Source organism: Streptomyces sp. NRRL WC-3549, from assembly GCF_000721935.1.
Classification (GTDB): domain Bacteria; phylum Actinomycetota; class Actinomycetes; order Streptomycetales; family Streptomycetaceae; genus Streptomyces.
This window is the reverse complement of the sequence record NZ_KL585394.1, coordinates 396,868-409,178: the sequence shown is the minus strand read 5'-3', so window position 1 is coordinate 409,178 and position 12,311 is coordinate 396,868. Positions and strand designations below refer to the sequence as shown.

Sequence of the window (12,311 nt, the reverse complement as noted above, 5' to 3'; positions counted from 1 at the left end):
GCTGCCCCTCCGGCCCGGGCCCCGGCACCGGCGCCTACGGGGGCCGCCGCGTGCGGTGGCCGACCGCTCATGGCGTCCCGCCGTCGCCCCGGCCCGGCGTCACCGAGGCCCGTACTTGCGGCCCGTCTTGGAGGTGACCCCTCCGAGCAGGCCGCGCGGCGTCAGCTTCACCAGCCCCATCAGCGCCTTGTAGCGCGGGTCCGGGATCGACACGGACCTGCCCCGGGCCAGATCCGCCAGGGCCGCGGCCACCAGCTTGTCCGCGTCCAGCCACATCCAGTCCGGGATGTCGCCCGTTCCCATCCCGGCGCGCTCGTGGAACTCGGTCCGTACGAAGCCGGGGCACAGCGCCATCAGCCGCACGCCCGTGCCCGACAGGTCCTTCGCCACGCCCTGGGTGAACTGCACCACCCACGCCTTCGACGCCCCGTACGTGCCCCGGGGCAGGAAGGCCGCCACCGAGGCCACGTTGACCACGCCGCCGCGACCGCGCTCCCGCATCCCGGCCACCGCGGCGGAGGTCAGCCGCAGGACCGCCTCGCAGTGCACCTTCAGCATCGTCAGCTCGTCGGCCATGGGGACGTCCAGGTACCGCCCCTTGTTGCCGAAACCGGCGTTGTTGACCAGCAGGTCGACCGGGCTGACCCGGTCACCCAGCCGCGCCTCGACCGCCTCGATCCCGGCGTCCGTGGAGAGGTCGGCCGTCAGCACCTCGGCCTCGATGCCGTGCCGGTCGTGCAGCTCCGTGGCCTGGGCCCGCAGCCGCCCGGTGTCACGTGCCACCAGCACCAGGTGGTGCCCGTCGGCCGCGAGCCGCCGTGCGAAGGCGGCGCCGATGCCCGCCGTCGCGCCCGTAATCAGTGCAGTCGTCATACGCGGCACGTTAGTGCCCTGCGGAGACGGGTGGCCGTCCAGCCCGGGCAGCGGTCAGGAACCCTGCGCGGCCACGTACTCCCGGGCCGTCCGCAGCGCCTCCTCGTGCAGTGCGTCCCCGGCGGCCAGCAGACCGGGCAGCAGCGTCCGCTCGGTCGTCACCGCGCGGAACTGGAGGGCCGCGGTGACGGAGTGGTGCGGCCGGTGCACGATCTCGACCGGGTCCCCGGCCCGGATCGCCCCCGGGTGGACGACACGGAGATAGGCCCCGGTCACGCCCCGCCGGGTGAACCTCTTCACCCAGCCCCGCTCGCCCACGTGGCCCGCGAACGTACGGCAGGGGATACGCCCCGAGGTCACCTCCAGGATCAGCCCGTCGCCGATCAGCCAGCGCTCCCCGATCAGCGCCTCGCTGACCGTGACGCCCGAGGTCGTCAGGTTCTCGCCGAAGAACCCGTTGGGCACCGGGCGGCCCAGCTCCTGCTCCCAGGCGTCCAGGTCCTCGCGCGCGAAGGCGTACACCGCCTGGTCGGAGCCGCCGTGGTGGCGCAGGTCGCACACCGCGTCACCGGCCAGACCGCTGCCGCCGACGCCTTTGGGCCCCGGATCGCTCACGTGGACGAGGCCCTCGACGGGACGCTTGTCGATACCGGTCAGCCCGTCGGCGCCATTGGTGTGTACGGAGGCCTCGGGGCGTCCCAGGTTCACGGTCAGCAGCTTCATGGGCTCACATTAGCCATTCGGCCCCCAAAGTCGTCTTGGAATTACTCGCCTCTCCTGCAAGCACCGCTTATGGTTGAGGGGTGATCGAAGCCCGTCATCTCCGTGTCCTGCGCGCCGTGTCGACCACCGGCTCGTTCTCCGCCGCCGCGCGCGAACTGGGCTGCACCCAGCCCGCGGTCAGCCAGCAGATGAAGGCCCTGGAGTCCTCGGCGGGCACCCCGCTGCTCATCCGCACGGGGCGCGAGATGCGGCTCACCCAGGCAGGGCAGGCGCTCGTCCGGCACGCGTCCGGGATCCTCGCGGGCCTCACCGCCGCCGAGGAGGAGGTCGCGGCGATCGCCGGACTGCGGGCCGGGCGGGTCCGGCTGGTGTCGTTCCCCAGCGGGAGTTCGTCCCTGGTCCCGGGCGCGCTGGCCGCCCTGCGCGCCGCGCACCCCGGCACCCGGGTCTCCCTGGTCGAGGCGGAGCCGCCGCGCTCGGTGGAGATGCTGCGCGACGGGGACTGCGACATCGCGCTGGCCTTCCGGTACGGGGAGACCGGCGGCGAGTGGGACGACCTGGTGGTGCGCCCGCTGCTCGCGGACCGGCTGATCGGGCTGGTCCCGGAGGGGCACCGGCTGGCCGGCGCGGAGTCGGTGGGCATCGGCGAACTGGCCGACGAGCCGTGGATCGCGGGCTGCCCGCGCTGCCGGCGCCAGTTGGTGGAGGTCTGCGAGGCGTCCGGGTTCACCCCCCGGATCGATTTCGCCACCGACGACTACCCCGCGGTGATCGGGCTGGTCGGTGCGGGCCTCGGCGTGGCCGTCCTGCCGGAGCTGACCATGGAGTCGGTACGGCCCAAGGGGGCCCGGACCGTGACGGTCGAACCGGCGGTGGAGCGGGAGATCGTCGCCCTCACCCTGCCGGACCTCGCCCAGGTCCCCGCGGTGGCGGCCACCCTGGACCAGCTGGCCCGGGCGGCCGCACGCTGACCCGGGGCGTCCCGGGGGCGCGGGTCCGAAGAAACGTTTCTGCGTTCGGTTGCGGCGTGCGGCGTGTCAGGTGGATCCGGGGTCGTCCTGCGGGGCGGCGGTGCCCGCGGTGATCAGGCGGTTCCGGGCGCGGCCCATGAGCTCCTCGCGCTCGTCCTCCGTCAGCCCGCCCCAGACGCCGTAGGGCTCGCGCACCGCGAGGGCGTGCGCCGCGCACTCGGCGCGTACCGGGCAGCGCATGCAGACCTCCTTCGCCGAGGTCTCGCGGGCGCTCCGGGCCGCCCCGCGTTCTCCTTCGGGGTGGAAGAACAGTGAACTGTCGACCCCGCGGCAGGCGGCCAGCAGCTGCCAGTCCCACAGATCTGCGTTGGGTCCGGGAAGGCGGGAGAAATCTGCCATTGCGTGTCCCCTCGAAACCTTGCTGAGTCGGAACGGCTTCCTCGACCGGTCGGTGGCCGTGTGTGAGGTGTCGTCGGTGGCCGGAGTTCCGACCGTACATCCATGGTGTTAGTAGATGTAAATATGACTTCTTGGGAATCTAGCTACAGACGCCAGTAAAAGTGAGGAAAACCCGCTAAATGGGGCATGTGTGAGGGCGAGCGGATCGATCAGCGGGCGAAAGATGCCGCGTCGCTCTCCTCCGTGTGCGGCCCCTCACTTAGAGTGCCGAACCGGGCGCTTCGACCCGTAACTCTTTCGAGTGACCGTCGTTGAGAAGGGGGAGGCGGTTGACGCAGAACGAGCTCGGGCAGATGTCCGAGGGGGTCGACCGCACAGGTGACGACTTGTATCAGCCTGGAGGCTCAAGGTGACGCGCATCAGCTGCGGAGGACGGTCATGACATCCGTTCTCGTCTGCGACGACTCCCCGCTTGCCCGAGAAGCGCTTCGTCGGGCGGTTGCGACCGTGCCCGGCGTCGAGCGTGTGACCACGGCGGCCAACGGCGAGGAAGTCCTCCGCCGCTGGGGAGCCGACCGTTCGGATCTGATCCTGATGGACGTGCGCATGCCCGGGCTGGGGGGTGTGGAGACGGTCCGGCGGCTGCTCTCGGCCGACCCCGGCGCCCGGATCATCATGCTGACCGTCGCCGAGGACCTGGACGGGGTGGCGCTCGCGGTCGCCGCCGGTGCCCGCGGCTATCTGCACAAGGACGCCTCGCGCGCCGAGCTGCGGGCCACCGTGACCCAGGCGCTGGCCGACCCGACGTGGCGGCTCGCCCCGCGCCGGCTGCGGTCCGCGGAGATGGGGGCGGCGCCGACGCTCACCGCGCGGGAGATCCAGGTGCTCGAAGGCATGAGCCACGGCCGCTCCAACGCGGAGATCGGACGCGAGCTCTTCCTCTCGGAGGACACGGTGAAGACGCACGCCAGGCGTCTGTTCAAGAAGCTCGGGGCCTCGGACCGCGCCCACGCCGTGGCGCTCGGCTTCCGCTGGGGCCTGGTCCGCTGAGACCCCGGCGGCCCGGCGGCCGTACGGTCCCGTCCGCGTCCGGCGGACGGGATCCCGTCGGCGCCGGACCCGCCGCCGGACCGGTCCCGCCAGTGGTATGTGACGCTTCCCGGCCGATGCCGCATCCTTGAGGTGTGGAGTTCCTCGGGAACGATTCGGTCGAGCGGAAGGGGAGGGCGCAGGACATGACATCCGGCGCACCCGCTCATAACGCTTCGGTGCACAACTCGGGACGCGATGGAGCGGACGGGACACCCTCAAGGCACCATGGTCCGATGCGCGAGGACGAGACGACGGTGATCGGTGCCCTGGTGCACCGTGCCGTCGACGGCGACGCGCAGGCCACCCATGACCTGCTGGCCCACGTCCATCCGCTGGCCCTGCGCTACTGCCGGTCCCGGCTGAGCCGGCTGCCGGGTGATGCCCGTCACTTCGTGGAGGACCTCGCGCAGGAGGTCTGTGTCGCGGTGCTGATGGCGCTGCCCCGGTACAAGGACACCGGGCGGCCCTTCGAGGCCTTCGTCTTCGCCATCGCGGGCCACAAGGTCGCCGATCTCCAGCGCGCCGCGATGCGCCATCCCGGATCGACGGCCGTGCCCTCCGACGAGATGCCCGAGCGGCCCGACGACTCGCTCGGACCGGAGGAGCGCGCGCTGCTCAGCAGCGATGCGGCCTGGGCGAAGAAACTCCTCGCCAACCTCCCGGAGAACCAGCGCGAGTTGCTCGTCCTGCGGGTCGCGGTCGGACTGACCGCGGAGGAGACGGGACAGATGCTGGGGATGTCGCCGGGTGCGGTCCGGGTCGCCCAGCACCGCGCGCTGAGCAGGCTGCGGGCCCTCGCGGGGCAGTAGGCCGGCGGGGAGGTCCGCGGAGCCGGGGCGGTGGGAGCTTCGTCACCCCCGCCCAGGCGGGGGCCCGGTGCGCCACGGCCGCGGCTTCGTGGGAACGCACGGAACGACCGGGTGATCCTGGTGGTGGAATGAGACGGCCCGTGAGCCCGTTAGCATGGACATCCGCACCGATCAAGGCCATTTGGGGAAGGTGTCATGACTGCAAACGTCGACGGAGTGCCTGAGAAGTTCGCGACGCTCGGGCTGACATACGACGACGTGCTGCTGCTGCCGGGCGCGTCCGAGGTCCTGCCCAACGCGGTCGACACCTCGTCCCTCATCTCACGCAACGTGCGGGTGAACATCCCCCTGCTGTCGGCCGCCATGGACAAGGTGACCGAGGCCCGGATGGCGATCGCCATGGCCCGTCAGGGCGGCGTCGGCGTGCTGCACCGCAATCTCTCGGTCGAGGACCAGGTGAACCAGGTCGACCTGGTCAAGCGGTCCGAGTCGGGGATGGTCACCGACCCGATCACCGTGCACCCCGACGCCACACTCGGTGAGGCGGACGCGCTCTGTGCGAAGTTCCGCATCAGCGGTGTGCCGGTCACCGACCCCGCGGGCAAGCTCCTCGGCATCGTGACCAACCGCGACATGGCCTTCGAGTCGGACCGGTCGCGGCAGGTGCGCGAGGTCATGACGCCGATGCCGCTCGTCACCGGGCCGGTCGGGATCTCCGGCGTGGAGGCCATGGAGCTGCTGCGCCGCCACAAGATCGAGAAGCTGCCGCTGGTCGACGACGCCGGAATCCTCAAGGGCCTCATCACGGTCAAGGACTTCAAGAAGGCCGAGCAGTACCCGAACGCCGCCAAGGACGCCGAAGGCCGACTGCTGGTCGGCGCGGCCGTCGGGGCCAGCCCCGAGGCGCTGGACCGCGCCCAGGCGCTCGCCTCCGCGGGGGTCGACTTCCTGATCGTCGACACCTCCCACGGACACAACCGCAACGCCCTCGACTGGATGGCGAAGATCAAGTCGAGCGTCGGCGTCGACGTCATCGGCGGCAACGTCGCCACCCGTGACGGCGCCCAGGCGCTGATCGACGCCGGTGTCGACGGTGTGAAGGTCGGCGTCGGCCCCGGTTCGATCTGCACCACCCGTGTGGTCGCCGGTATCGGCGTCCCGCAGGTCACCGCGATCTACGAGGCCGCGCTCGCCGCGCGTGCCGCGGGTGTCCCCGTGATCGGCGACGGCGGCCTGCAGTACTCCGGCGACATCGGCAAGGCGCTGGCCGCCGGGGCGGACAGCGTGATGCTGGGCAGCCTGCTCGCGGGCTGCGAGGAATCCCCGGGCGAGCTGATGTTCATCAACGGCAAGCAGTTCAAGTCGTACCGCGGCATGGGCTCGCTGGGTGCCATGCAGTCCCGCGGACAGGGCCGGTCGTACTCCAAGGACCGCTACTTCCAGGCGGAGGTGGCCTCGGACGACAAGCTCGTACCCGAGGGCATCGAGGGACAGGTGCCCTACCGCGGCCCGCTGGCCAACGTCCTCCACCAGCTGGTCGGCGGCCTCCGTCAGACCATGGGCTATGTCGGCGCCGCGTCCGTCGAGGAGATGGAGAGCAAGGGCCGCTTCGTCCGGATCACCTCGGCGGGCCTCAAGGAGAGCCACCCGCACGACATCCAGATGACGGTCGAGGCACCGAACTACAGCAGGAAGTAAGACAGCGGCGCAGGTGAGGGGCGGTCCGGGGTTCCCGGGACCGCCCCTCACGCGTGCGTCGGGGATACTGGACAGCGCAGACGTAGAGGGAAAGGCCACACCATCGTGACTGAGATCGAGATCGGGCGCGGCAAGCGCGGCCGCAGGGCGTACGCGTTCGACGACATCGCTGTCGTACCGAGCCGGCGTACCCGTGACCCGAAGGAGGTCTCGATCGCCTGGCAGATCGACGCCTACCGCTTCGAGCTGCCGTTCCTGGCCGCACCCATGGACTCGGTGGTCTCCCCGCAGACCGCCATCCGCATCGGTGAGCTGGGCGGCCTCGGCGTCCTCAACCTCGAGGGGCTGTGGACGCGGCACGCCGACCCGCAGCCGCTGCTCGACGAGATCGCCGAGATGCCGGTCGAGACCGCGACCCGCCGGCTCCAGGAGATCTACTCCGCGCCCATCCAGGAGGAGCTGATCGGGCAGCGCCTCAAGGAGGTGCGCGACTCCGGCGTCGTGACCGCCGCCGCGCTCTCGCCGCAGCGCACCGCGCAGTTCTCCAAGGCCGTCGTCGACGCGGGTGTGGACATCTTCGTCATCCGCGGTACGACGGTCTCCGCCGAGCACGTCTCGGGCGCGGCCGAGCCGCTCAACCTGAAGCAGTTCATCTACGAGCTGGACGTCCCGGTGATCGTCGGCGGCTGCGCCACGTACACCGCCGCCCTGCACCTGATGCGTACCGGCGCGGCCGGTGTCCTCGTCGGCTTCGGCGGCGGTGCCGCGCACACCACGCGCAACGTCTTCGGTATCCAGGTCCCGATGGCGACCGCGGTCGCGGACGTGGCCGGGGCCCGCCGTGACTACATGGACGAGTCGGGCGGCCGGTACGTGCACGTCATCGCCGACGGCGGCGTGGGCTGGTCCGGCGACATCCCGAAGGCCGTCGCCTGCGGCGCGGACGCCGTGATGATGGGCTCTCCGCTGGCCCGTGCGACGGACGCGCCCGGCCGCGGCCGGCACTGGGGCATGGAGGCCGTCCACGAGGACGTGCCGCGCGGCAAGCTGGTCGACCTCGGCTCCGTGGGCACCACCGAGGAGGTCCTGACCGGTCCGTCGCACAACCCCGACGGCTCGATGAACATCTTCGGCGCACTGCGTCGGGCGATGGCCACCACGGGCTACAGCGACCTCAAGGAGTTCCAGCGGGTCGAGGTGACGGTGGCGGACTCGCAGCACCGCCGCTGACCTGGTCATACGCGACGCACAGGGCCCGGACCACGCAATGTGGTCCGGGCCCTGTGCGTCTACGGGTGCGGCTCAGCCGACGGCCTTCTTGGCGCCACCGAAGGCGGCGACCGGGCCCAGGAGCAGGAAGAGGTACGTCATGAAACCGGCTTGCTCCTTCCAGAGGTCCATCAGGTCGCCGAAGTGGTCGAAGAAGACCTCGGAGAAGCCGACGTGCAGAGCGTCGGCGAGGATCATCGACATGCCGATGAGCTGACCGAAGAAGACGGCCACCAGGGAGAAGAGCACACCCGCGCCGATGACGGCCGGGTTCTGGCCGCCGACCTTGCTCCCGACGAAGCCGACCAGGAAGCCGACGCCGACGGCCGCGTAGCCGATCTCGCGCTCGATGGACCCGGCGATGACGCCGTAGAGGATGGCGGCGACGATCGCGGCGCCCAGGGCGGCCAGCACAGCGAGACCGATGTTGTGACGGGCCGCAGGGGCGGGCTGGAACGGAGCACCGCCGCCGAACCCGCCGCCCTGCTGCTCCGCGAACGGGTTCCCGGCCGGCGCGCCGGGGTGGGCCGGGTACGGGGTGCCGGGCTGCTGTGCGTACGGGTTGCCGTCGGTGGGCTGTCCGCCGCCGTAAGGCTGCTGGGGTGGGTTCGGCGGCTGGACGGGCTGGCTCATTGGTGTGTTCCCCCTGGGACGGATGCGCACGGCTGTGCGACGAGTGACGCCGCAGGCTAGCAGGCCGGACCGACCCGGGACACCGGGAAACCCTTGGGGGGCCTGGACTCTAGAGCCGGTGGGCGGCGCCGGCCGGAGTCGCTCCCCGTGTGTCCAGGAGGAGTTGGGCCTTCACCGCCAGGCCCTGGAGGTCATAGGTGCGGTGGTGCTGGAGAAGCACCGTCAGGTCCGCGCCGGAGGCGGCCTCGTACAGCGAGTCGGCACGCGGGACGGGCACGTCGCGCACCCGCCAGTCCAGGACGTGGGGGTCGTGGTACCCGATCTGGGCGCCCATGTCCATGAGCCGGCTCGCGATCTCACGGGCGGGGGAGGCCTCCTGGTCGGCGAGGTCGGGCTTGTAGGTGACGCCGAGGAGGAGCACCCGGGCGCTCCGGACGGACTTGCCGTGCTCGTTCAGCAGGGTCGCGCACCGCTGGATCACGTAGCCCGGCATCCGGTCGTTGATCTCCTTGGCCAGCGAGACCATGCGCAGGGGATGGCCGGGGGTGCGGCTGCCGTACGGGAAGTAGCCGGGGTCCACCGGGGCGCCGTGGCCGCCCACGCCGGGTCCGGGGCGGAAGGGCTGGAAGCCGAAGGGCTTCGTCTCGGCGCACCTGATGACGTCCCAGAGGTCGACCCCGAGGTCGTGGCAGAGGACCGCCATCTCGTTGACGAGGGCGATGTTGACGTGCCGGAAGTTGGTTTCGAGGACCTTGGTCATCTCCGCCTCGCGCGGCCCCCTGGCCCGGACCACCTTGTCGGTGAGCCGGCCGTAGAAGGCGGCGGCCGACTCTGTGCAGGCGGGGGTGAGGCCGCCGATGACCTTGGGGGTGTTGGCGAGGACGTGGGTCCGGTTGCCCGGGTCCAGTCGGGCGGGGGAGTGGGCGAGGTGGAAGTCGCGTCCCGCGCGCAGGCCCGAGCCCTCCTCCAGGAGCGCCCGGACGACGTTCTCGGTGGTGCCCGGCGGTACGGCCGACTCCACCAGGACGGTGGTGTGCGGCCTGAGCCGTACGGCCAGGGCGCGGGCCGCGTCGGCGACCGGGCCGAGGTCGAGGGCGCGGTCCTGGCCGAGCGGGGTGGGGGCGCAGATCACGGCGGTGCGGACCCGGCCGAGCTCGGCCGGGTCGGCGGTGGGCCGGAAGCCCCCCGAGAGCATCCGGCGGATGTCGGAGGCGCTGAGGGATCCCTCGACCGGAGTACGCCCGGCGGAGAGCTCGGCGTACGGACGCGGGTCGGTGTCGTACCCGACCGTCTGGATCCCCGCGGCGACGGCCGCCTGGGCGAGGGGCAGGCCGAGGTGGCCGAGTCCGATGACAGCGAGGTCTGCGGGCATGAGGAGGGCCGTCCTTCCCTGGGGCCTGGCCGCCTGGGGCCTGATCCGAACGAAAGGCCTTGAGCGGGCCCGGCAGCGCGGAGCGCGGGTGGCGGAGCGGGCCCAATAAGACCAAGAGGCGGAGAGCGCAACTGCTGTGGACAGTGCAATGTCAGACTAGGCGTATATATGACCTGTATGTCGCATTCAGTGGGTCTCATGGGCCGGGTGTTGTCCACAGGCGGTGGCTGAAGTCGCCGCGCGCGGACAGAATCGGAGGGTGGGCGCAGCCGTCCGGCCGCGTGGCCGGCCTCGCTCCCCACGCCGAAGCACCCAGATGACCGGAATACCGGGAGTACCGGGAGGCAGCAGTGAGGACAGCGACACTGGGACCCGCGGAGCGCGCCGAGGCGCTGGCCGCGATGGCCGAGCGCGAACTGGACGTGCTGGTCGTGGGGGCGGGCGTGGTCGGCGCCGGGACCGCGCTGGACGCCGCCACCAGAGGACTCTCGACGGGCCTCGTCGAGGCGCGTGACTGGGCGGCGGGGACGTCCAGCAGGTCGAGCAAGCTGATCCACGGCGGGCTGCGCTATCTGGAGATGCTGGATTTCACGCTCGTCCGGGAGGCGCTGAAGGAGCGCGGGCTGCTCCTGGAGCGGCTGGCCCCGCACCTGGTGAAGCCCGTCCCCTTCCTCTACCCCTTGCAGCACAAGGGGTGGGAGCGGCTGTACGCGGGCTCGGGCGTCGCGTTGTACGACGCGATGTCGGTCTCCTCGGGCCACGGCCGCGGGCTGCCCATGCACCGCCACCTCTCGCGCCGCCACGCGCTGCGCGTGGCACCGGCCCTGCGGAAGGACGCCCTGGTCGGCGCCCTCCAGTACTACGACGCCCAGATGGACGACGCCCGCTATGTGGCGACCCTGGTCCGCACCGCCGCGGGCTACGGCGCACACGTGGCGAACGGCGCCCGGGTGACCGGCTTCCTGCGGGAGGGCGAGCGCGTCGTCGGCGTGCGGGTCGAGGACGTCGAGGGCGGCGGCGAGTACGAGGTGCGGGCCAAGCAGGTGGTCAACGCGACCGGGGTGTGGACGGACGACACCCAGGCCCTCATCGGCGAGCGCGGCCAGTTCCACGTCCGGGCGTCCAAGGGAATCCACCTCGTCGTACCGAAGGACCGCATCCACTCCACGACCGGGCTGATCCTGCGCACCGAGAAGTCCGTCCTCTTCGTGATCCCCTGGGGCCGGCACTGGATCATCGGCACCACCGACACCGACTGGGATCTGGACAAGACGCACCCGGCCGCCTCCAGCGCCGACATCGACTACCTGCTCGAACACGTCAACTCGGTGCTCAACGTGCCGCTCGGCCGGGACGACGTCGAGGGCGTCTACGCGGGGCTGCGGCCCCTGTTGGCCGGCGAGTCGGACGCGACGAGCAAGCTCTCCCGGGAGCACACGGTGGCGCATCCGGTGCCGGGACTCGTCGTGGTGGCGGGCGGCAAGTACACGACGTACCGGGTGATGGCGAAGGACGCCGTGGACGAGGCGGTACACGGACTGGACCAGCGGGTGGCCCGCTGCGTGACGGAGGAGGTGCCGCTGCTCGGCGCCGAGGGGTACCGCGCCCTGTGGAACGCCCGGGCGAGGATCGCCGCCCGCACCGGGCTGCACGTCGTCCGGATCGAGCACCTGCTCAACCGGTACGGCTCGATGGCCGAGGAGGTCCTCGACCTGGTGGAGGCCGACGCGACGCTCGGCGAACCACTGGCCGGGGCGGAGGACTACCTGCGGGCCGAGGTCGTCTACGCCGCCTCGCACGAAGGCGCCCGCCACCTCGACGACGTACTGACCCGGCGCACCCGGATCTCCATCGAGACCTTCGACCGGGGCACCCGGTGCGCCCGGGAGTGCGCGGACCTGATGGCGCCGGTGCTGGGCTGGGACACCGGCCAGGTGGAGCGGGAGGTGGAGCACTACCGCAAGCGGGTCGAGGCGGAGCGGGAGTCGCAGCGGCAGCCCGACGACCTCACGGCGGACGCGGCGCGGCTGGGGGCGCCGGACATCGTGCCGCTGTGAGCGTGGGGCGGCAGGCGGGTCTCCGGGCCGGACTGGGCCTCGGATCGGAGGTCCCTACCCCGCTGCGGGGTACCGGGGAGTCGCGGGGCGTGGGGGGCCCGGCGGTTTCGAGGTCCTCGGTGCCGGGGCCGGCGCACGTGTCCGGCCTGAGCCGCGCGACGGCCCCCGGGCCGCCGGCCGCGCGGGGCCGGCGGCCGACCGGGGCGGGGCATGTGCCCTGTCCGGGTGTCAGGCCCGGCGCGGGATGATGCTCGACGACGTCAGCAGGCGTCAGCTCGCCCTTTGCCGCGGGGGAGTCGGGGAGTCGGAGGGGGCACCGGCCGCGGCGCACACCGGGGTGGCGCCCCGGAGACGGCCGTCGGTCGAGGCGGCGGGACCGGCCGGGCCGTACGTCTCGTAGGGGGCTGAGTGCGGG

General features: G+C 71.9%; 11 protein-coding genes. 6 read left to right on the top strand and 5 right to left on the bottom strand.

From position 1 onward, the window contains the following. Positions 1 to 99: 99 nt before the first annotated feature. Positions 100 to 873 carry an SDR family NAD(P)-dependent oxidoreductase gene (locus IH13_RS0112620; protein ID WP_031083870.1) on the bottom strand — a complete coding sequence of 258 codons (774 nt, stop codon included), beginning with the start codon at positions 871 to 873 and terminating at the stop codon, positions 100 to 102. A gap of 54 nt (positions 874 to 927) precedes the next feature. Then, positions 928 to 1,596: an MOSC domain-containing protein gene (locus IH13_RS0112615; protein WP_031083868.1), complete on the bottom strand. Its 669-nt coding sequence runs from the start codon at positions 1,594 to 1,596 to the stop codon at positions 928 to 930. A gap of 80 nt (positions 1,597 to 1,676) precedes the next feature. Here IH13_RS0112615 and IH13_RS0112610 point away from each other — a divergent pair, with 80 nt between their 5' ends. Next, positions 1,677 to 2,567 (top strand): LysR family transcriptional regulator, encoded by an 891-nt coding sequence (locus IH13_RS0112610; protein WP_031083866.1) that lies wholly within the window; start codon positions 1,677 to 1,679, stop codon positions 2,565 to 2,567. Positions 2,568 to 2,633: 66 nt separating this feature from the next. On the opposite strand, the gene IH13_RS0112605 is transcribed toward IH13_RS0112610, so the two are convergent. After that, positions 2,634 to 2,966 (bottom strand): WhiB family transcriptional regulator, encoded by a 333-nt coding sequence (locus tag IH13_RS0112605; protein WP_031083864.1) that lies wholly within the window; start codon positions 2,964 to 2,966, stop codon positions 2,634 to 2,636. 438 nt (positions 2,967 to 3,404) lie between these two features. On the opposite strand from IH13_RS0112605, the gene IH13_RS0112600 reads away from it, so the two are divergent. The 4 genes from IH13_RS0112600 to IH13_RS0112585 all read left to right on the top strand — a co-directional run bounded on the left by IH13_RS0112600 (position 3,405) and on the right by IH13_RS0112585 (position 7,795). After that, positions 3,405 to 4,016 carry a response regulator transcription factor gene (locus IH13_RS0112600; protein ID WP_003948568.1) on the top strand — a complete coding sequence of 204 codons (612 nt, stop codon included), beginning with the start codon at positions 3,405 to 3,407 and terminating at the stop codon, positions 4,014 to 4,016. Between the two features lie 275 nt (positions 4,017 to 4,291). Then, entirely contained in the window at positions 4,292 to 4,867 is a 576-nt protein-coding gene (locus IH13_RS0112595) for a sigma-70 family RNA polymerase sigma factor (RefSeq protein ID WP_031083862.1), read from the top strand. A gap of 195 nt (positions 4,868 to 5,062) precedes the next feature. Continuing rightward, positions 5,063 to 6,565, top strand: a complete 1,503-nt coding sequence (gene guaB / locus IH13_RS0112590) for an IMP dehydrogenase (protein WP_031083860.1) — start codon at positions 5,063 to 5,065, stop codon at positions 6,563 to 6,565. Between the two features lie 105 nt (positions 6,566 to 6,670). Beyond that, positions 6,671 to 7,795: a GuaB3 family IMP dehydrogenase-related protein gene (locus IH13_RS0112585; RefSeq protein WP_031083859.1), complete on the top strand. Its 1,125-nt coding sequence runs from the start codon at positions 6,671 to 6,673 to the stop codon at positions 7,793 to 7,795. 72 nt (positions 7,796 to 7,867) lie between these two features. Here the strand turns inward: IH13_RS0112585 and IH13_RS0112580 are convergent, their stop codons facing one another. Continuing rightward, positions 7,868 to 8,467 (bottom strand): hypothetical protein, encoded by a 600-nt coding sequence (locus IH13_RS0112580; RefSeq protein ID WP_031083857.1) that lies wholly within the window; start codon positions 8,465 to 8,467, stop codon positions 7,868 to 7,870. 109 nt (positions 8,468 to 8,576) lie between these two features. Then, positions 8,577 to 9,839 (bottom strand): nucleotide sugar dehydrogenase, encoded by a 1,263-nt coding sequence (locus tag IH13_RS0112575; protein WP_031083855.1) that lies wholly within the window; start codon positions 9,837 to 9,839, stop codon positions 8,577 to 8,579. Between the two features lie 350 nt (positions 9,840 to 10,189). Here IH13_RS0112575 and IH13_RS0112570 point away from each other — a divergent pair, with 350 nt between their 5' ends. Then, the gene (locus IH13_RS0112570; protein ID WP_031083854.1) at positions 10,190 to 11,896 is read left to right on the top strand and encodes a glycerol-3-phosphate dehydrogenase/oxidase; all 1,707 of its coding nucleotides are present in this window, start codon (positions 10,190 to 10,192) and stop codon (positions 11,894 to 11,896) included. The last annotated feature ends 415 nt before the right edge of the window (positions 11,897 to 12,311 follow it).

Bases quoted from the DNA above. Each gene is read 5' to 3' on its own strand.
- IH13_RS0112620 (WP_031083870.1), bottom strand. From the start codon at position 873: ATGACGACTGCACTGATTACGGGCGCGACGGCGGGCATCGGCGCCGCC.
- IH13_RS0112615 (WP_031083868.1), bottom strand. From the start codon at position 1,596: ATGAAGCTGCTGACCGTGAACCTGGGACGCCCCGAGGCCTCCGTACAC.
- IH13_RS0112605 (WP_031083864.1), bottom strand. From the start codon at position 2,966: ATGGCAGATTTCTCCCGCCTTCCCGGACCCAACGCAGATCTGTGGGAC.
- IH13_RS0112600 (WP_003948568.1), top strand. From the start codon at position 3,405: ATGACATCCGTTCTCGTCTGCGACGACTCCCCGCTTGCCCGAGAAGCG.
- IH13_RS0112595 (WP_031083862.1), top strand. From the start codon at position 4,292: ATGCGCGAGGACGAGACGACGGTGATCGGTGCCCTGGTGCACCGTGCC.
- guaB (WP_031083860.1), top strand. From the start codon at position 5,063: ATGACTGCAAACGTCGACGGAGTGCCTGAGAAGTTCGCGACGCTCGGG.
- IH13_RS0112580 (WP_031083857.1), bottom strand. From the start codon at position 8,467: ATGAGCCAGCCCGTCCAGCCGCCGAACCCACCCCAGCAGCCTTACGGC.
- IH13_RS0112575 (WP_031083855.1), bottom strand. From the start codon at position 9,839: ATGCCCGCAGACCTCGCTGTCATCGGACTCGGCCACCTCGGCCTGCCC.